Source organism: Streptomyces sp. NRRL B-1140 (assembly GCF_001280065.1).
GTDB lineage: Bacteria > Actinomycetota > Actinomycetes > Streptomycetales > Streptomycetaceae > Streptomyces.
The window spans coordinates 132,494-150,676 of sequence record NZ_LGEA01000058.1 but is presented as its reverse complement, the minus strand read 5'-3'; the positions used below and the strand labels follow the sequence as shown (position 1 = coordinate 150,676).

Annotated in this window: 17 protein-coding genes; 11 read left to right on the top strand and 6 right to left on the bottom strand. The window is 71.4% G+C overall.

Going from position 1 to position 18,183, the window contains the following annotated elements; translation table 11 throughout:
• Window positions 1-3: 3 nt before the first annotated feature.
• The 5 genes from ADK65_RS08275 to leuA form a co-directional block, all read right to left on the bottom strand.
• Complete coding sequence (locus ADK65_RS08275; RefSeq protein ID WP_053669212.1) at window positions 4-666, bottom strand: response regulator; 663 nt, start codon at window positions 664-666, stop codon at window positions 4-6.
• Complete coding sequence (locus tag ADK65_RS08270; RefSeq protein ID WP_053669210.1) at window positions 663-1,904, bottom strand: sensor histidine kinase; 1,242 nt, start codon at window positions 1,902-1,904, stop codon at window positions 663-665. Before ADK65_RS08270 ends, ADK65_RS08275 begins: the two co-directional genes overlap by 4 nt.
• A 50-nt stretch (window positions 1,905-1,954) precedes the next feature.
• On the bottom strand, window positions 1,955-4,048 hold the full coding sequence (locus ADK65_RS08265; RefSeq protein ID WP_078955863.1) for an MMPL family transporter: 2,094 nt from the start codon (window positions 4,046-4,048) through the stop codon (window positions 1,955-1,957).
• A gap of 152 nt (window positions 4,049-4,200) precedes the next feature.
• Window positions 4,201-4,896, bottom strand: coding sequence for a TerB family tellurite resistance protein (locus tag ADK65_RS08260; protein ID WP_053669206.1), 696 nt, complete (start codon window positions 4,894-4,896; stop codon window positions 4,201-4,203).
• Window positions 4,897-5,106: 210 nt separating this feature from the next.
• The gene (gene leuA / locus ADK65_RS08255) at window positions 5,107-6,828 is read right to left on the bottom strand and encodes a 2-isopropylmalate synthase (protein WP_053669204.1); all 1,722 of its coding nucleotides are present in this window, start codon (window positions 6,826-6,828) and stop codon (window positions 5,107-5,109) included.
• A 335-nt stretch (window positions 6,829-7,163) separates the two neighbouring features.
• Between leuA and ADK65_RS08250 the strand changes: the two genes are divergently transcribed.
• From ADK65_RS08250 to ADK65_RS08215, 9 genes are all read left to right on the top strand, one after another.
• Entirely contained in the window at window positions 7,164-8,225 is a 1,062-nt protein-coding gene (locus ADK65_RS08250) for a M4 family metallopeptidase (RefSeq protein WP_053669202.1), read from the top strand.
• Between the two features lie 20 nt (window positions 8,226-8,245).
• Window positions 8,246-8,512 carry a protealysin inhibitor emfourin gene (locus ADK65_RS08245; protein ID WP_053669200.1) on the top strand — a complete coding sequence of 89 codons (267 nt, stop codon included), beginning with the start codon at window positions 8,246-8,248 and terminating at the stop codon, window positions 8,510-8,512.
• 95 nt (window positions 8,513-8,607) lie between these two features.
• Complete coding sequence (locus tag ADK65_RS08240; protein ID WP_078955862.1) at window positions 8,608-9,942, top strand: GH1 family beta-glucosidase; 1,335 nt, start codon at window positions 8,608-8,610, stop codon at window positions 9,940-9,942.
• A gap of 152 nt (window positions 9,943-10,094) precedes the next feature.
• Window positions 10,095-10,547, top strand: coding sequence for an ATP-binding protein (locus ADK65_RS08235; RefSeq protein WP_078955861.1), 453 nt, complete (start codon window positions 10,095-10,097; stop codon window positions 10,545-10,547).
• Window positions 10,548-10,683: 136 nt separating this feature from the next.
• On the top strand, window positions 10,684-10,797 hold the full coding sequence (locus tag ADK65_RS37950) for a keywimysin-related RiPP (protein WP_107092234.1): 114 nt from the start codon (window positions 10,684-10,686) through the stop codon (window positions 10,795-10,797).
• A gap of 108 nt (window positions 10,798-10,905) precedes the next feature.
• Window positions 10,906-12,738 (top strand): lasso peptide isopeptide bond-forming cyclase, encoded by a 1,833-nt coding sequence (locus ADK65_RS08230; RefSeq protein ID WP_053669196.1) that lies wholly within the window; start codon window positions 10,906-10,908, stop codon window positions 12,736-12,738.
• Between the two features lie 13 nt (window positions 12,739-12,751).
• A complete protein-coding gene (locus ADK65_RS08225; RefSeq protein WP_053669194.1) occupies window positions 12,752-13,132 on the top strand; it encodes a lasso peptide biosynthesis PqqD family chaperone in 381 nt (126 codons plus the stop codon).
• Window positions 13,129-13,602, top strand: a complete 474-nt coding sequence (locus tag ADK65_RS08220) for a lasso peptide biosynthesis B2 protein (protein WP_053669192.1) — start codon at window positions 13,129-13,131, stop codon at window positions 13,600-13,602. The genes ADK65_RS08225 and ADK65_RS08220 overlap by 4 nt, the downstream gene beginning before the upstream one ends.
• Window positions 13,580-15,382 carry an ABC transporter ATP-binding protein gene (locus tag ADK65_RS08215; RefSeq protein ID WP_053669189.1) on the top strand — a complete coding sequence of 601 codons (1,803 nt, stop codon included), beginning with the start codon at window positions 13,580-13,582 and terminating at the stop codon, window positions 15,380-15,382. Before ADK65_RS08220 ends, ADK65_RS08215 begins: the two co-directional genes overlap by 23 nt.
• Window positions 15,383-15,397: 15 nt before the next feature.
• Here ADK65_RS08215 and era read toward each other — a convergent pair whose 3' ends face one another.
• The gene (gene era / locus ADK65_RS08210) at window positions 15,398-16,360 is read right to left on the bottom strand and encodes a GTPase Era (RefSeq protein ID WP_107092233.1); all 963 of its coding nucleotides are present in this window, start codon (window positions 16,358-16,360) and stop codon (window positions 15,398-15,400) included.
• A gap of 173 nt (window positions 16,361-16,533) precedes the next feature.
• Between era and ADK65_RS08205 the strand changes: the two genes are divergently transcribed.
• Together ADK65_RS08205 and ADK65_RS08200 are read left to right on the top strand one after the other, a co-directional pair.
• Window positions 16,534-17,844 (top strand): ammonium transporter, encoded by a 1,311-nt coding sequence (locus tag ADK65_RS08205; protein ID WP_053669185.1) that lies wholly within the window; start codon window positions 16,534-16,536, stop codon window positions 17,842-17,844.
• A complete protein-coding gene (locus tag ADK65_RS08200) occupies window positions 17,841-18,179 on the top strand; it encodes a P-II family nitrogen regulator (protein ID WP_053669183.1) in 339 nt (112 codons plus the stop codon). The genes ADK65_RS08205 and ADK65_RS08200 overlap by 4 nt, the downstream gene beginning before the upstream one ends.
• The last annotated feature ends 4 nt before the right edge of the window (window positions 18,180-18,183 follow it).

Here is an 18,183-nt window from a genome sequence, read left to right as displayed (position 1 = left end):
CCGTCAGACGCTGCCCGGCGTCACGATTCCCGACTCGTACGCCACGATGACCAGTTGCGCCCGGTCCCGTGCCGCCAGCTTGCCCATGATGCGGCTGACGTGTGTCTTCGCGGTGAGCGGGCTCAGGCCGAGCGCGTCGCCGATCTCCGTGTTGGTGAGGCCTCGCGCGACGAGCGCGAGCACCTCCCGCTCCCGCCCGGACAGGCACTCGGGCCCGCCCGTCTCCGGTGCGGACGGGCTGCGCAGGAACCGCTCGATCAGCCGTGCCGTGGGGCCGGGGGACAGCAGGGCCTCGCCGGCGGCGACCGTGCGGACCGCGTCGAGGAGTTCGGCCGGTCTGGTGTCCTTGACCAGGAATCCCGAGGCGCCTGCCCGCAGCGCCTCGACGATGTTCTCGTCGGTGTCGTACGTGGTGAGGACGAGCACCCGTACGTCCGCGAGGTCCTTGTCGGCCGCGATGAGCCGGGTCGCCTCGATGCCGTCCAGGTCGGGCATGCGGATGTCCATCACCACGAGGTCGGGCCGTGCGCAGCGGGCCAGTTCGACGGCCTGCCGGCCGGTGGCGGCCCGGCCGACGACCTCCATGTCCCGGGCCGACTCCACGAGCATCGCGAACGCCTCCCGCACCAGGGTCTGGTCGTCCGCGAGCAGCACCCGTATGGTCATCCGGTTCTCTCCCCCGTCGTGGTCAGCGGCAGGACCGCCCGCACCTCGAATCCGCCCCCGGCGCACGGTCCGGCGTCGAGTGTGCCACCGACGCTGCGGGCCCGCTCCCGCATGCCGACGAGCCCGAAGCCCGGGGTGCCGCCGGGGGCCGGTCCGGTGCCGTCGTCGCGGACCGACAGGTGCAGGGCGTCCTGCCGTTCGTCCAGTTCGACATGGACGGCCGGTTCGGGTCCCGCGTGCCGTACGGCGTTGGTGAGTGCCTCCTGCACGATGCGGTAGGCGGCGGCGCCCACGGCGGGCGGTGCCCGCCGAACGCGTACGGTCTGCTCGACGCGGGCGCCGGCCAGCCGCGCCGCCTCCGCCAGGTCGGGCAGGCCGTCGAGGCCGGGCAGCGGGCCGCGGGCGTCCTGGGGGCCATGCTCGCGCAGCACCTCCAGGGTCGTGCGGAGTTCGCCGCGGGCACTGCGGCAGGTCTCGGCGATGTCGTCGAGGGCCTTGGCCACCGTCTCCCGGTCGAGCCGCTCCGGGTCGGCGGACAGCACGTGGGCGGCGACGGAGGTCTGCACGCCGATCAGGGTGATGCTGTGGGCGAGCAGGTCGTGCAGGTCCCGGGCGATGCGCAGCCGCTCCTCGGCGACGCGTCGCCGGGCCTCCTCCTCGCGGGTGCGTTCGGCGCGTTCGGCCCGCTCCACGATCGAGGCGACGTACTGGCGGTAGACGCGCACGTCGACTCCGCAGAACAGCACGGCTACGACCCAGCCGGACGCCTTCAGCAATCCCAGTGCCTCGTGGGCGCTGATGGTGAGCATCACGCTCACCGCCAAGGCGATGACACCGATGCCGACCAGGACGGTGCGCAGCGGACGGCCGGTGACGGCGACGGTGTAGAGGGCGACGTACGCGGCCTGGGTGGCCGCGGTGTGCGGGTAGCCGAGGAAGTGGTACGGGAAGACACAGGCCACCACGGCGAGCAGGACGAGCACCGGATGGCGGCGGCGCCGCACCAGCGGTACGTGGGAGGCGAGCAGCAGGGTCCAGCCGAGCGCGTCGGGCCTGCGGCCGTCGTCGACCGTGAGCGCGAGGACGGCGGAGAAGCCGGCGACGAGGATGGTGAGGACCGCGTCGTTGCGGAGGGCGTTCGGAGCGGTCAGCGGATCGCGGTTGATCGCGGCCATGATCCGCTCCGCGGGACGCGACCAGGCCGCCGTCGTGGTGGTGGGTGCCTGCACAGGGGTCATCCTCGGCGAGGAAGGCGTCCCTCCGGGAGGGGAGGGAAGCCTTCGGTCGGTCAGGGGGCGTTCGCGGCCACGGGCTCGCGCTCCGGCGGCTCTCCCGTCCGCTCCGGCGCACGGGAGAGCGTGCCCGGCCACCACATCCGCCGCTTGAGCAGCACACTTGCCGTGGTCACCAGATACGTACGCACCAGGAACGTGTCCAGCAACACCCCCACCGCGATGACGAACCCGAGCTCCACCAGCCCCACCATCGGCAACGTCGTCAGCACCGCGAAGGTCGCCGCCAGCACCACCCCCGCCGAAGCGATCACCCCACCGGTCGTCCGCAGCGCGGTAAGCGCCGCCGCGGCCGGTTCCGCCCCGCGCACGGACTCCTCCCGCATGCGGTGCATCAGGAAGATGCCGTAGTCGACACCGAGGGCGACCAGGAACACGAAGGACAGCAGCCCGAGCCCCGGATCGGTCCCGGCGAACCCGAACACCGGCTCGAACACCAGCCCGCCGATGCCGAGCGCGGCGCCCCAGACCGCGACCACCGCCGCCAGCAGCAACAGGGGCGCGACGAGGCTGCGCAACAGCCCCACCAGGATGACGAACACGGCGGCCAGCACCAGCGGCACGATCACCTTCCGGTCCCGCGACTCGCTGTCGGCCAGGTCGATCTGCTGGGCGCTGGGCCCGCCGACGTAGGCGCCCAGCGGGTCGAGCCCGGCCCGCAGCGCCTCGATGGTCCGGGTCTCGGCCGGGGTTTCGGGGGCGGCGGTGGTGAAGACGGCGATCTCGGCCCAGCCCGAGCCGCTGCGGCCGGGAGCCACCTCGGCGACGCCCTCGGTCGTGCGGGCCCGGTCCGCGGCCGCCCCGGCCCGCTCCTCTGGTGCGATGACCGTCACGGGCCGGCTGCTGCGCTCGGGATACTCCTGCGCGAGGGTCCGCATCGCCGTGATGGACTCGGGCCGTTCGGTGAAGGAGTCCTCCTGCTTGAGGCTGCCGGACAGGTTGAGGGTGCCGAGCGCGAGTGCTCCGAGCAGCACGGCCCCGCCGGCGAGCACGGTGGCGGGGCGCCGTGTCGCCGAGGAGCCCATCGCGGCGAACAGCGACCGCCGGGCTTTCGGCTCGCTGCCGAACGCGGGGACCAGCGGCCAGAAGACGCGCCGCCCCAGCAGCACCAGGACGGCCGGCAGCAGGGTCGTCATGGCGACCAGCGCGGCGAGCACCCCGACCATGCCGACCGGTCCCATGCCGCGGCTGCTGTTGAGGTCCGCGGCGAGCAGGCACAGCAGCCCGGCCGCGACGGTCCCCGAGGAGGCCAGCACGGCCGGCCCGCAGCCGCGCAGGGCGCTGCGCATGGCGTCGTACGGCCGCTCGTGGCGCCGCAGTTCCTCGCGGTAGCGGGAGACGATCAGCAGCGCGTAGTCGGTGCCGGCGCCGAGGACCAGCACGGTCATCACGCCGCCGCTCTGGCCGGTGACGGTGACGTCGAACAGTTCGTGCAGTCCGTACCCGGCGGCCATCGCCGCAGCGGCGGCGACACCCGCCACGGCGAGCGGCACCAGCCACAGGAACGGGCTGCGGTAGATGAGGACGAGCAGCACGGTGACGACGCCGAGCGTGGCGAGCAGCAGCGTGGCGTCGAGCGTGCCGAACACCTCGTTCATGTCGGTGTTCAGCGCGCCGGGCCCGCCGACCTCGACGCTCAGTCCGCCGCCGCCCTCGGCGATGTCCCGCACCCCGTCGACGAAGGCGTCCCGGGCCTCCTCGTCGTGGCCGGGCTGGGTGCTGGAGACCGGGTACATCAGGGTGGAGCCGTCCTTCGACCCAATGCCCTTCGGTTCCGCCGCCAGGTCATAGGCGCCGCTCACCTCGGCGATCTGCTCGTCAGCGGTGCGCCGGTCGGCGTCGGTCAGTCCGCCGTCGCGGTGGTAGACGAGCACCAGGTCGGTCGACTCACCGCCCGGCAGCTCGTCCTGGATCCGCGCCACCTGGGTCGAGTCGGCGCTGCCGGGCAGGTAGTCGACCGCGCGGTTCTGCTGGATGCCGGCGAACTTTCCGGCGAGCGGCCCGACCAGCACGAGCGCGGCGAGCCACAGCCCCACCACCACCCAGGGCACGGCCCGTTTCCGCCCGCTGCGCGTCCTTACGGCCCCCATGGGTACGGCTCCCTCCGGTCGGGTGTCTGGATCGGTCTCCAGACTCCCGCCGAGCGGGGGCCGGTTCGTCGGGCGTGGGGGCGAGTTGGGGAGTACTGCCGGGGGCGGTCCCGGCGGGGCGTTACTCCCGGGGGAGTAACGGGAGGAGTGCCCTAGGAAGGCGTGCGTGCCGCCGCGAGGAGGCGGGTCACGTCGTCGGAGCAGATGGTGAGCGCCGCCCCCACCGTCGCCAGCACGTCCCGTTCGGCCGTGGTGTACGGGCCGTCCGCCAGGGCGATGCGGGCGCCCTGCAGCAGGATCGATTCGCGGCCGACGGCGGCGAGGTGCGGAGTGAGCGGGTCCAGCGCCTCGTGGAGCTCTATGGCCAGCCCCGCGCCGCAGGGTTCGCCGGCGATCCGGCCGGTGTCGGCCTCCAGCGCCTCGACGAGGGCGGCCAGCTGCTCCTCCGTGCAGTCGCCGAAACCGGCGGCACGGACGGCGAGGACGGCGGCCTCCAGTGCCGAACGGGACCCGGCACCGCCCGCGGCCAGCACCGCGAGGGCGACGGTGTGCACGGCGTCGCGGAGCATCGCGGAGAAGCGGGTGGTGGTCGGATGGTCGAGGACGTCGGTGCCGAAGTGGCGGCGGCAGGCCGCGCACTCGACGACGGGGCCGGTCTCGCCGCGCGGCAGCACGGGCACACCGAGCAGGGTGAAGCGGCGTTGGCCGGTCAGCCGCTGGTAGTTGCGGTCGCCGCCGCACCCGGGGCAGAAGAACTCTCCGTCACCGGTGGCCGTCCACGCGGTCCGGGTGCCCAGGATGCGCGAAAGCCTGGCGGCATGGCCGTTTCGTCCCCGTCCTGGCAGCACGTCGCACCTCCGTCACGCCGCACGGCAACGTCGCCGCGCTTGCGTGATGTTAGCCACATCAGAGACGAGGAGTCAGCACCCCGGAGGAGACCTTTCCGTGACCTCCACAACAAATGGCCGGTATGCGACGGGGCTCCGCCCGCCGGGTATCGGCGGACGGAGCCCCTGTGGTCTCCTGAGCGGCCTGGTGCCGCAGACCCGTACGGCTGGTCAGCGAGCCGCGCGGTTGACGGCCGAGACGACGGCCTTCAGCGAGGCCCGCGTCGTGTTGGCGTCGATTCCGATGCCCCACAGGACCTTGTCGTCAATGGCGCACTCGATGTAGGAGGCGGCCTGCGCGGAGGCGCCCTCGCTCATCGTGTGCTCCTGGTAGTCCAGCAGGCGTACGTCGATGCCGATGGACTGCAGGGCGTCGAAGAAGGCCGAGATCGGACCGTTGCCCGTGCCGGTCAGGACGGTGTCCTGCCCGTCGACCGTGGCCTCCACCTTCAGCGTGTCCACGCCGTCGGTGTCGGTCGTCGACTGGCCGTTGCGCACCTGGATCCGGCCCCAGGGGTTCTCGGGGTTCGGCAGGTACTCGTCCTGGAAGACCGCCCAGATGTCCTTCGGCGTGACCTCGCCGCCCTCGGCGTCCGTCTTGGCCTGGATGACCTTGGAGAACTCGACCTGCATTCGGCGCGGCAGGTCCAGGCTGTGGCCGTCCTTCAGGACGTAGGCGATACCGCCCTTGCCGGACTGCGAGTTGACGCGGATGACCGCCTCGTAGGAGCGGCCGACATCCTTGGGGTCGATCGGCAGGTAGGGGACGGCCCACTCGATGTCGTCGACGGTGACGCCCTTGGCGGCCGCGTCGGCCTCCATGGCGTCGAAGCCCTTCTTGATGGCGTCCTGGTGGGAGCCGGAGAAGGACGTGTAGACCAGGTCGCCCACGTACGGGTGGCGCGGGTGGACCTCCATCTGGTTGCAGTACTCCCACGTGCGACGGATCTCGTCGATGTCGGAGAAGTCGATCTGCGGGTCGACGCCCTGCGAGAACAGGTTCATGCCCAGGGTGACCAGGTCGACGTTGCCGGTGCGCTCGCCCTGGCCGAACAGGCAGCCCTCCACGCGGTCGGCGCCGGCCATCAGGGCCAGCTCGGCGGCGGCGACTGCGGTGCCGCGGTCGTTGTGCGGGTGGATGGACAGGCAGACGTGCTCGCGGCGGGAGAGGTTGCGGCCCATCCACTCGAAGCGGTCGGCGTGCGTGGAGGGCGTGGAGCGCTCCACGGTGGCCGGCAGGTTCAGGATGATCTCGCGGCCCGGGCCGGGCTGCCAGACGTCCATGACCGCCTCGCAGACCTCCAGCGCGAAGTCCAGCTCGGTGTCGGTGAAGATCTCCGGGCTGTACTGGTAGCCGAACTCGGTCTCCGGGCCCAGCAGCTTCTCCGCGTACTCCATGACCAGGCGGGTGCCGTCGACGGCGATCTGCTTGATGTCGTCCCGGGAGCCGCGGAAGACCACCCGGCGGAAGACGGGGGCGGTGGCGTTGTACAGGTGGACGGTGGCGCGCTTGGCGCCCTTCAGGGACTCCACCGTGCGCTCGATCAGGTCCTCGCGGGCCTGGGTCAGTACGGAGATGGTGACGTCGTCGGGGATGGCCCCGGGCTCCTCGATGATGGAGCGCACGAAGTCGAAGTCGGTCTGGCCGGAGGCGGGGAAGCCGACCTCGATCTCCTTGTAGCCCATCTTGACCAGAAGGTCGAACATGGCGCGCTTGCGGGCGGGCGACATGGGGTCGATCAGGGCCTGGTTGCCGTCGCGCAGGTCGGTGGAGAGCCAGCGGGGGGCGGTGGTGACGCGCGCTTCCGGCCAGGTGCGGTCCGGGATGTCGACCTGCTCGTAGCGGCCGTACTTGTGGATCGGCATGGAACTGGGCTGCTGGCGGTTGGCCATGATGCTTAGGGCTCCTCAGAGGGTGTCCGGAAGGACGGCCGACGACGCAGCACCAAGCTCCGCGGGGAGGGAGTCGGCCTCGACTACAGGCCCTCGCCGCGGCAGCTAAGAAGAAGCAGCCCGAAACGCATGATGCGCAGCATGCTAGCCGAGCCACTCCCCGGCGCGTGGGGTCGTATCAGTATGCGGGACCGGACACCCAAACGGGACAAAAAGTGCGCTACACCACTTTGCCATAGCATCAATCACGGAGCGTGATGGTCGTTGTCCCGGTATTTCACCAATCATGGTGGCGACCGGTGACAGCCTCGTCACTCAGTGCAAAGGTGCCGAGCATGACGACTCACGGGGGCTTCGAGCCCGTCTTCTGCACCATCGTTCCGCCCCATGTCCTCGACCGGCTCGCCCAGGCCGAGGACCCCGCGCTCGCCGGACCCGCCCGCCGCACGCTGCAGCGCGACGCCTTCGAGCGCACCCAGCGCCGCCTGACCACGGTCATCGGCGCGAGCGCCGTCGCCGCGGTCGCCGACGGCACGCCACAGCGCACCGTCCACGACGCCCGGCACGGCACCGGCCTGCCCGGCCACAAGGTCCGCGGTGAGGGCGACAAGCCCGGCAAGGACGCCACCGTCAACCGTGCCTACGCGGGCCTCGGCGCCACCTTCGAGCTGTTCCTCCAGGCGTACCGGCGCGACTCGATCGACGGCTGCGGCCTCCCGCTGAACGCGACGGTGCACTACGACCGCGACTACAACAACGCGTTCTGGAACGGCGAGCAGATGGTCTTCGGCGACGGGGACGGGGAGATCTTCCTGGACTTCACCATCCCGATCGACGTCATCGGCCACGAACTCGCGCACGGCGTCACGCAGTACACGGCCAACCTGACCTACTTCGGCCAGCCCGGCGCGCTCAACGAGTCCCTGTCGGATGTCTTCGGCGCCCTGATCAAGCAGTACACGCTCGGCCAGACCGCAGCCGAGGCCGACTGGCTGATCGGCGCGGGGCTGCTCGCCCCGCGGGTGACGGGCACGGCGCTGCGTTCCATGAAGGCGCCGGGCACGGCGTACGACGACGACGTCCTCGGCAAGGACCCGCAGCCGGCGACGATGGACGACTTCGTGCGCACCGGCCGCGACAACGGCGGTGTCCACATCAACTCCGGCATCCCGAATCACGCCTTCTACCTCGCGGCCACCGCCCTCGGCGGGCACGCCTGGGAGCGGGCCGGGCAGGTCTGGTACGACGTGCTGACCGGTGGCGAACTGCGGCAGGACGCGATGTTCACCGACTTCGCGACGCTCACCGTCAAGGCCGCGCGGGAGCGCTTCGGCGACGGGGAGGAGCTGGACGCCGTCGCGAAGGGCTGGGAGCAGGTCGGGGTGCGGACCCTGTAGTTCCGTACTAGACAGGTCCCATGCGGATTCAGGTGAGGCGCACGGGCGGGTTCGCGGGCATCGAGCGGTACGCCGAGGTGGACACCTCGGACCGGCCCGATGCCCCGGACTGGCACGCCCTGGCCGATCAGGCCCTGGCAGCCGGCCGGAGCACCCCGCCGGTCGGGGTACCGGACGGGTTCGTCTACCAGCTCACGGTGGACGGGAAGACCGTGTACTGCGCGGACCCCCGGCTGACGGACGAGCAGCGCACGCTGATCTCACGGGTACTGAAGGAGGGGGCGTGACGAAGGGCGCTGCAAGGGCCGCGGCGGGGGCGTGACAGCACGGGTGCAACAGCTCCTTCCCGCCCGGGCGTTGACTTCCGTTACCGCCGGTACGGATGATCTCGCGCATGGCGACTGACGCAGGCAACCCGATCCCCCGCTTCCCGGCCGGCTTCCTCTGGGGCGTGTCCACCTCCGCGCACCAGATCGAGGGCGGCGCGGACGAGCGTGAGCCGTCCGTGTGGGACGCCTTCACGGCCGGGCCGGGCCGGGTGAAGGACGGCTCGACGGCGGCGGTGGCCTGCGACCACGTCCACCGCCACGCCGAGGACGTGGCTCTCCTGGCCGAGCTGGGCGTGAACGCCTACCGCTTCTCGATCTCGTGGCCGCGGGTGCGCTCCGAAAAGGGCCTGGACTTCTACGACCGGCTGGTCGACGACCTGGGCGCGGCCGGCGTCCGCCCGGTGCCGACGCTGTTCCACTGGGACCTGCCGGCGGACCTGGACTGGCTGGAACGGGACACGGCCGAGCGCTTCGCCGAGTACGTGGCCCGGGTCGCGGCCCGTCTCGGCGACCGCGTGACGAAGTGGATCACTCTCAACGAGCCCGCCGAGCACACCCTGCTGGGCCACGCCCTGGGCGTGCACGCGCCGGGGAAGCAGTTGTTGTTCGACGCGCTGCCGGCCGCCCACCACCAGCTGCTCGCCCACGGCCTGGCCGTACGGGCCCTGCGCGCCGCGGGCGCGTCGGACATCGGCATCGCCAACTCGCACGGTCCCACCTGGGCGGCGTCGGCCGAGGCGGCGGACGTGGAGGCGGCGGACTTCTACGACCTGCTGCTGAACCGCCTCTTCGCGGACCCGCTGCTCCTCGGCCGCTACCCGGACGGCATCGGCGAACTGATGCCGGGTGACGTGGAGGCCGACTTGAAGGTGATCGCCGAGCCGCTCGACTGGTACGGGATCAACTACTACGCACCGACGCGGGTCGGGGCCCCTCAGGGCGCGGAGATCGAGTTCGGCGGCATCACCATGCCCGCCGAACTGCCCTTCTCCGTACGGGAGATCGAGGGGTACCCGGTCACCGACTTCGGCTGGCCGGTCGCCCCCGAGGGACTCACCGAAGTCCTCACCATCTTCCGCGACCGCTACGGCGACCGGCTTCCGCCTGTCGTCATCACCGAGAACGGCTGCTCGTACCCGGGCGTCGACGACCGGGACCGCATCGCCTACCTGGACGGCCATGTCCGCGCCCTGCACCGGGCGGTGGAGGCGGGCGTCGACGTGCGCGGCTACTTCGTGTGGTCGCTGCTCGACAACTTCGAGTGGGCGGAGGGCTACGCACGCCGCTTCGGCCTGGTCCACGTCGACTTCGAAACGCTCGAGCGGACGCCGAAGGCCTCGTACGCCTGGTACCGGGAGCTGCTGCGGGCGCAGCGGCCCCCGGTGTGATGACCAGACAGATGGTTGCCGCGTGAACTGCTTCACGCGCATAGTTACTTCTGTGACCAGGGTTCCGGAAGCAGCAACTCCCCCAGCCGGACGGTCCGTTGTCCGCTCGCCCCTTCCCTGACTGCGCCCACCCCCCACGGAAGGCGATCGCCGTGTCCCCCCACACGACATCCACTCCCCGGTTCCTGGACGCAGTGCGCCCGGACCGCACCGACTGGCTGGAGCTGCCCCCGCAGCGGACCAGCGTTAGAGCCGCCCGCCACGCCCTGCGCGCACGGCTGGCCGCGTGGCAGGTGCCCGACGAGGCGTGCGCCAACGCCGTGCTGCTCGTGTCCGAGCTGGTGACCAACGCCGTGCTGCACACGCTCAGCGAGCGGATCCTGTGCGGCGTGCAGCTGATGAGGGACGCGCGCTTCCGGCTGGAGGTCCACGACGGCGACCTCACGGGCCGGGGCATCCCCGAGCGCTGCCCCGGCCCCGACGACGAGGGCGGCCGCGGCCTGCTGCTCGTACGCGAGATGGCCGAGAGCTGGGGCATCACCCGCTCGACCCTCACCGGCGGCAACGCGGTGTGGGCGAGCCTGGTGGCAGGGCGATGTCCCTGAGAATTCCGAAAGGTTGAATCAGTAACACAATGTGCCTCTTCGGGTATACCGGTCCCTTTGGTAAATAGCACCCATCGGTGTCTATGGTGGAAGAGATAACCGATAGCGACGCGCGCAGTTCAGGAGGTGCAATGCCATGCGCACCTACGAGCGTCCGACGCTGACTGCGGTCGGCTCCTTCCGCAAGACCGGTCTGGGCTTCAGGGCAGGGCCGGAGAGGTTCTGGTTCTTCCGGAGGAGGTTCTTCTGATCCGCCGGGCAGGTCGCCGGCGCAGGATCTCCGAGGGCGGTGGGACGTCAGTCCTGCCGCCCGCATCTCTTGATCACCTCAGGGCTCGGTGTGCAGGGAGGGACCGGAATGGTTTTTCCTGGATCCGGCGAAGGGGCGGGCTGGTTCGTCGTCCTTCCGGACTGTGCTGCGGCGGCACCGGTGTCCGCCGCCCTGCGTACCCGCGAAGTGCAGGAGGTCAGCCACCCGTCGGGACGGCCGTGGCTGCTCGGCCACTGGTCTCCCGATGCTCTGACCATCGGTGAGGCGGGCCGGACGAAGATCGCAGTCGTCGGTGAACACGCCGTCACCGCCGACCGGCTCACCCCGGCGGCCGCCCGCATCGGGACGATCGCCGGTCTGGACGGCCTGGCCCGGGGCATGGCCGGCAGTTCGCATCTGACCGCTTCGGTCGCCGGACGGGTACGGGTCCAGGGAAGCGTCACCGGCTTTCGCCGGGTGTTCCACGCCAGGATCGGGGACGCCACCGTGGCCGCTGACCGGGCCGACGTACTGGCCTCACTGCTCGACGCGGAGGTCGACGCGCAGCGGCTGGCAACCCGCCTGCTGAACCCGTGCGCGCCCCACCCGCTGGCCGCGGAACCGGTCTGGCGAGGCGTGGGCGCCCTGGGAATCGGCCACTACCTCGCCCTCGACGCCGACGGCCGGGGACACCCCGTCGGATGGTGGGCTCCTCCCGAGCCGGTGGTGCCGATGCCGGAGGGCGCGCCGGTGTTGCGGGAGGCGCTGTCGGCGGCGGTGGACGTCCGGGTCCGGGGCCGGAACGTGGTGAGCTGCGATCTGGGCGGCCTGGACTCGACGTCGATGTGCGCTCTGGCCGCGCGCGGCACGGCGAAGGTCATCGCCTACACCGCCGACGGTCTCGATCCGCTGTGCGACGACGTGACCTGGGCTCGCCGCACGGTCGCGGGACTGGGCGACGTCGGTCACCACGTCATCGCCGGAGACCGGTTGCCCATGGTGTACGAGGGCCTCCGGGACGTGGACGAGCACTTCGACGAACCGTGCCCGGCGATGATGCATCCCAGCCGCTGTCTGCTCATTCCACGGCTGGCCGCGGCACAGGGCTCCCGCACGCACCTGACGGGCTTCGGCGGGGACGAGTTGCTCTCCGGTTCACCGGCGCATCTGCACGCGCTGGCCCGGACCCACCCCAGGACCGCGCTGCAGCGTCTGCGCGGCTTCGCCGCCCAGGGGCCCTGGCCGTACCGGGAAACGCTGCGGCAGTTGTGGGACAACAGCTCCTACCGGACGTGGCTCGCCCGGGCCGGCGACCTGCTCACCGCCGCACCGCTCCCCTTGGAGGCGCCCGCGCTGGACTGGGGAACACCACCGCGGCTCCCTCCGTGGGCGACGCCGGACGCCGTCGCGGCCGTACGCGGGCTGATCCGCAGCGCTGCGCGTACCGCCGAACCCCTGGCGAAAGGGCGCGGGCAGCACGTCGAGCTGGACGCCCTGGGAAACAACTCCCGCATGGTCCGTCAGGTGAGCCAACTGGTCGCCCGCACCGGGATCACCCTCACCGCCCCCTACTACGACGACCGCGTGGTCGAAGCGGCCCTGGCCGTGCGACCGCAGGACCGGGTCACCCCCTGGCGGTACAAGCCGCTCATCGTGGAGGCGATGCGCGGCATCGTCCCCGAGGAGAGCCTGACCCGGCACACCAAGGACGAGGGTTCCTACGAGGCGGAGGCAGGGATGCGGGAGCAGAGGGCCGAGTTGCTGGCCCTGTGCGAGGACTCCCGTTTGGCCCGGCTGGGTCTGATCGACGCGGAGGTGCTGCGCGAGACGTGTGGTGGCCCCCTGCCCCCGGCGCTGCCGTTCGACGCGCTGTACCAGACGGTGGTGTGCGAGATGTGGCTGCGCTCACTGGAAGCCATCACGACCACTGTTCCGGGCTGAATGGAGACCGCCGATGGCGTTCAAGCTGCGTGAGGGCGTGTTCACGGCCGAGACCGACTACGGGATCGCCCTCCTCGACGAGGACAGCGACCAGTACTGGACACTCAATCCCAGTGCCGCCGTCGCCCTGCGGACGCTGCTGGAAGGCGGCACCGAAGCCGATGCCGCGCGAAAGCTCACCCAGGAGTACGCGGTGGACATCGGCACCGCGCGACGGGACGTCCGGGATCTGGTCGGCGGACTGCGCGCGGCGGGCCTGGCAGCGGAGGGAACGGGCGTGCCGGAAGAGCGGACGGGAGCTTCGACGGCCCCCTCGGGAGGGACGGCCCGGCCCGGGACGCACGGCCGATGGCCGCACCTGCGCGGCCGGCGCGGGGGGAGCCAGCGGCCATGACCTCACCGGAGGTGATCTTCCACGATCCGCGCTCGGTGCCTCTGCGGCGCCGGATCCCGGTCCGGCTCGCCGTGGGCGCGGCGCGGCTCCTGGCCCGTCGGCGCCCCCGGCGCATTCGGGCAGCACTGGAGTGGCTGCGCCGGGGCGCCCGTCCGGCCACCCTCGAGCAGACCCGGGCCGCCCGGGACTCCGTGGTCACGGTCAGCCTGGCCTGCGGGGGACGGGAAGGGTGCCTGCCCCGGTCCCTGGCCACGGTCATGCTGTGCCGTCTGCACGGCCAGTGGCCCACGTGGTGCGTGGGCGCGCGGCGCCTGCCGCCCTTCGGCGCGCACGCCTGGGTGGAGGCGGAAGGGGTGCCGGTGGGAGAGGACCACCCGCCGGACTACTTCCGCCCCCTGTTCACCGTGCCCTGCGCTCCGGGTTCCGTCAGCCGTGAGGCCGTGATCCATGAAGCCCGACGCGACGGATGAGAACGGCGAGCGCAGCCGGAGGGGCCCACGGGACTTCCTGCGCCTGCTGTACGGCCACCGGCGGTGGGTCGCCCTCGCCGTCCTGCTGACGCTGGGCGCCTCGGCTCTGAGCCTGGCCCAGCCGCTACTCGTCAAGCAGGTGATCGAGTCGACCGGGTCCGGCTCCTCCGTCGGGCCCGCACTGGCGCTGCTCGTCGTCCTCTTCCTCGCCCAGGCACTGGTTCAGGGCCTCGCCCAGTTCGTCCTGGCCCGGACCGGCGAGGGGATCGTCCTGGGGATCAGGCTCGGCCTGATCAGGCACGTGCTGCGGCTTCCCATGGCCGTCTACGACCGCCACCGCATCGGCGACCTCATCTCGCGCACCAGTACCGACAGCACGACGTTGCGGCTGCTCGTCGCGGAAGGCTTCACCGAAGCGGTGACCGGCGCCATCGGGTTGATCGGCATCGTGGTGCTTATGGTCTGGCTCGACTGGCTGATGTTCCTCGTCGTGCTGGCCATGGTGGCGATCGCCACCGTGATCGTCGTCTCGGTGCTGCACGGCATCGAGGTGGCGTCACTGACCACGCAGCGGGCGACGGGGGCGATGACCGCTGATCTGGAGCGCGCACTCGGTGCCATCCGCACGGTCCGGGCCAGCCGCGCCGAGCAGCGCGAGACCGACCGCATCGCGGGGGGCGCCAGATCGGCCTACGCGGGAAGCGTGCGGATGGCGAAGCTGGACGCCGTGGTGGCACCGGCGATCCAGCTGGCCGTCAAGGGGTCCTTCGTCGTCGTGCTGCTCATCGGCGGCATGCGGGTCGCCGACCGGCAGGGGTCGGTCGCCGATCTCGCCGCCTTCCTGCTGTACATGATCTATCTGGTGGAGCCGATCGGCATGCTGTTCCAGTCCCTGAGCACCATGGAGCAGGGCGTGGGCGCGTACCGCAGGGTCACGGAGGTGCTGGAGCTGCCCACGGAGCAGGACACCGTGCCCGGGGCCGGGGCTCGGGCGCCCGGCCCGGCGAGGGCCGGCGGCCCGTCCAGGGCACCCGTTCTGGAGTTCCGCGACGTCTGGTTCGGCTACGAACCGCGACGCCCCGTCCTTCGCGGCGTGACCTTCGAGGCGCCGGAACGGTCCCATGTCGCCCTGATCGGCAGCTCGGGAGTCGGCAAGTCCACCGTCTTCGCACTGATCGAGCGGTTCTACGACCCGGACGACGGCCACATCCTCTTCGACGGCCGTGACATAGGAGTGACCGGCAGGGTCGAACACCGGGCCCGGGTCGGGCTGGTGGAACAGCATGCCCCGGTGCTGTACGGCACGCTGCGGGAGAACCTGACCTACGCCGTCCCCGACGCCGGGCAGGAGGAACTGGACCGGGTGGTCGAGCTGGCGCACCTCACGGACCTGATCGACCGCCTGCCGCGGGGTCTCGACAGTGACGCCGGGGAGCACGGCATGGCTCTCTCGGGTGGCGAGCGCCAGCGGATCGCGATCGCCCGTGCGCTGCTGGCCCGGCCGCGTCTGCTCCTGCTGGACGAGCCGACCGCGCATCTCGACGCGGTCAGCGAAGCGGCGCTGCGCCAGTCGATGCGGGAAACAGCTCGGGAGTGCACGCTCGTCGTGATCGCGCACCGCATGTCGACCATTCGCGCCGCGGACCTGATCGTGGTGCTCGACGCCGGCCGGGTCGTGGCCACCGGCAGCCACCGGGATCTCGTCGACAGCAGTGAGCACTACCGCTCGCTCATCCTCGCCCAGCAGCCGGGCGACCTCCGCGCGCCGCGCACGGCCTGAGACCCGCAGGACGCCTCAGAACCCCAGCTTGCGCAACTGCCGCGGATCCCGCTGCCAGTCCTTCGCGACCTTGACGTGCAGGTCGAGGAAGACGGGCGTGCCGAGCAGCGCCTCGATCTGCTTGCGGGACTTGATGCCGACCTCCTTCAGGCGCTTGCCCTTGGGGCCGATGACGATGCCCTTCTGGCTGGGGCGCTCGATGTAGACGAAGGCGTGGATGTCGAGGAGCGGCTTGTCGGCGGGGCGGTCCTCGCGGGGGAGCATCTCCTCGACGACGACGGCGATGGAGTGCGGCAGCTCGTCGCGGACGCCCTCCAGCGCGGCCTCGCGGATCAGCTCCGCGATCATGACCTGCTCGGGCTCGTCGGTGAGCTCCCCGTCGGGGTAGAGGGCCGGGCCCTCCGGCAGCAACGGGACGATCAGGTCGGCCAGCAGGCCCACCTGCTGGTCCCCGACCGCCGACACGGGCACGATCTCGGCCCACTCGAAGCCCAGCTCCTTGCCGAGCTGGTCGATCGCGATGAGCTGCTCGGCGAGCGTCTTGCCGTCCACCAGGTCGGTCTTCGTGACGATCGCGATCTTCGGCGTCTTCTTGATGGACGCCAGTTCCTTCGCGATGAAACGGTCACCCGGGCCGAGCTTCTCGTTCGCCGGCAGGCAGAAGCCGATCACGTCGACCTCGGCCCACGTCGTGCGCACCACGTCGTTGAGCCGCTCCCCCAGCAGCGTGCGCGGCTTGTGCAGCCCGGGGGTGTCGACCAGGATCAGCTGGGCGTCCGGGCGGTGCACGATGCCGCGCACCGTGTGCCGGGTCGTCTGCGGCTGGTTCGCCGTGATCGCCACCTTCTGGCCGACCAGAGCGTTCGTGAGGGTGGACTTGCCCGCGTTGGGGCGGCCCACGAAGCAGGCGAAGCCGGCGCGGTGGACGGTCTCGCCCGACTCTTCGGATGACTGCATGCGAACGCTCATGCCGCCCATTCTCCCTGATCCACCAAGCCCCTCCGCACAGCGGTCCACGCACCCCCGGCACGGTGAGCTTCTCGAAACCCTCACGCAACGAAACACCGTGGAAACACACCCGTGCGCAACCCGAAACGCACGCCGGTGAACCTCTGACGAGCCCCCGGAGCCCCCACCCCGTTGGAGACACCGTGCCTCTGGCCGCCGCAAGCGCCGACACCGGCGACACCGCCTGGCTGCTCGCCGCCACCGCCCTCGTCCTGCTGATGACCCCGGGCCTGGCCCTCTTCTACGGCGGCATGGTCCGCACGAAGAGCGTGCTCAACATGCTGATGATGAGCTTCGTGTCGATCGCCCTGGTGACGGTGGTGTGGCTGGCGGCCGGCTACTCCCTCGCCTTCGGCGAGGACGCCGCCGGCGGCCTGATCGGCGGGCTGGAGCACGCCGGGATGACCGGCCTTGGTCCGGACAGCGTCCAGGGCACCGTCCCCACCCTCCTGTTCGCCACGTTCCAGCTCACCTTCGCGATCATCACGGCCGCGCTGGTCAGCGGTGCCGTGGCCGACCGTGCCAAGTTCGGCGCGTGGCTGGTCTTCGTGCCGGTGTGGGCGCTGCTCGTATACGTTCCGGTCGCGCACTGGGTGTGGGGCCCGGGCGGCTGGATCCTGGAGAAGCTCGGCGCCCTGGACTTCGCGGGCGGCCTGCCCGTGGAGATCGTCTCCGGTGCCTCGGGGCTGGCGCTGTGCCTGGTCCTGGGCCCGCGCATGGGCTTCAAGAAGGAAGCCATGCGCCCGCACAACCTGCCCATGGTGGTGCTGGGCGCCGGTCTGCTGTGGTTCGGCTGGTTCGGCTTCAACGCCGGCTCCGCGCTCGGCGCCAACGGGCTCGCGGCCGCCGTGTTCCTCAACACCCTCGCCGCGGGCTGCACCGGCCTGCTCGGCTGGCTGTTCGTGGAGCAGAAGCGCGACGGCCACCCCACGACCCTGGGCGCCGCGTCCGGCGCGGTCGCGGGCCTGGTCGCCATCACCCCGTCCTGCGGGTCCGTCTCGCTGCTCGGCGCGCTGGTCGTGGGCCTCGCGGCCGGTGTCGTCTGCTCGTACGCCGTGAGCTGGAAGTTCAAGCTGAACTACGACGACTCCCTGGACGTCGTCGGAGTCCACCTGGTCGGCGGTGTCATCGGCACGCTGCTCATCGGCGTCTTCGCCGCGGAGTCGATGACCGGAGGCGCCGAGGGCCTGCTCTACGGGGGCGGGCTCGGCCAGCTCGGCAAGCAGCTGGTGGCCGTGGTCGTGGTGGCGCTGTACGCGTTCGGCGTGACGTACGGGATCGGGCGGCTGATCGACGCGACGATGGGCTTCCGGGCGAGCGAGGAGCAGGAGCAGACCGGCCTGGACCTTACGGTGCACGCCGAGACGGCCTACGATCACGGGGTCCTGGGCCACGGTGCCCCGGTCTCCTCCTCCGTCGTCTCCCCCGCCCAGAAGGTCACCCCCCAGGCATGAAGCTCATCACCGCGATCGTCAAGCCGTACCGTCTCGACGAGGTCAAGAACGCCCTGCAGGAACTCGGCGTACACGGTCTGACCGTGAGCGAGGCCAGCGGCTACGGCCGGCAGCGCGGCCACACCGAGGTGTACCGCGGCGCCGAGTACCAGGTCGACCTGGTGCCCAAGGTCCGGATCGAGGTCGTCGTCGAGGACGCGGACGCCGAGGCGGTCATCGACGCGGTCGTGAAGGCCGCGCACACCGGCAAGATCGGCGACGGCAAGGTGTGGGCGCTGCCCGTCGACACCGTCGTGCGGGTGCGGACGGGCGAGCGCGGCCCCGACGCGCTCTGACACG

Bases quoted from the DNA above. Each gene is read 5' to 3' on its own strand.
- ADK65_RS08275 (WP_053669212.1), bottom strand. From the start codon at position 666: ATGACCATACGGGTGCTGCTCGCGGACGACCAGACCCTGGTGCGGGAG.
- ADK65_RS37950 (WP_107092234.1), top strand. From the start codon at position 10,684: ATGCGCACCTACGAGCGTCCGACGCTGACTGCGGTCGGCTCCTTCCGC.
- ADK65_RS08230 (WP_053669196.1), top strand. From the start codon at position 10,906: ATGGTTTTTCCTGGATCCGGCGAAGGGGCGGGCTGGTTCGTCGTCCTT.
- ADK65_RS08240 (WP_078955862.1), top strand. From the start codon at position 8,608: ATGATCTCGCGCATGGCGACTGACGCAGGCAACCCGATCCCCCGCTTC.
- ADK65_RS08200 (WP_053669183.1), top strand. From the start codon at position 17,841: ATGAAGCTCATCACCGCGATCGTCAAGCCGTACCGTCTCGACGAGGTC.
- ADK65_RS08220 (WP_053669192.1), top strand. From the start codon at position 13,129: ATGACCTCACCGGAGGTGATCTTCCACGATCCGCGCTCGGTGCCTCTG.
- ADK65_RS08215 (WP_053669189.1), top strand. From the start codon at position 13,580: ATGAAGCCCGACGCGACGGATGAGAACGGCGAGCGCAGCCGGAGGGGC.
- leuA (WP_053669204.1), bottom strand. From the start codon at position 6,828: ATGGCCAACCGCCAGCAGCCCAGTTCCATGCCGATCCACAAGTACGGC.
- ADK65_RS08245 (WP_053669200.1), top strand. From the start codon at position 8,246: ATGCGGATTCAGGTGAGGCGCACGGGCGGGTTCGCGGGCATCGAGCGG.
- ADK65_RS08265 (WP_078955863.1), bottom strand. From the start codon at position 4,048: ATGGGGGCCGTAAGGACGCGCAGCGGGCGGAAACGGGCCGTGCCCTGG.
- era (WP_107092233.1), bottom strand. From the start codon at position 16,360: ATGGGCGGCATGAGCGTTCGCATGCAGTCATCCGAAGAGTCGGGCGAG.
- ADK65_RS08270 (WP_053669210.1), bottom strand. From the start codon at position 1,904: ATGACCCCTGTGCAGGCACCCACCACCACGACGGCGGCCTGGTCGCGT.
- ADK65_RS08250 (WP_053669202.1), top strand. From the start codon at position 7,164: ATGACGACTCACGGGGGCTTCGAGCCCGTCTTCTGCACCATCGTTCCG.
- ADK65_RS08225 (WP_053669194.1), top strand. From the start codon at position 12,752: ATGGCGTTCAAGCTGCGTGAGGGCGTGTTCACGGCCGAGACCGACTAC.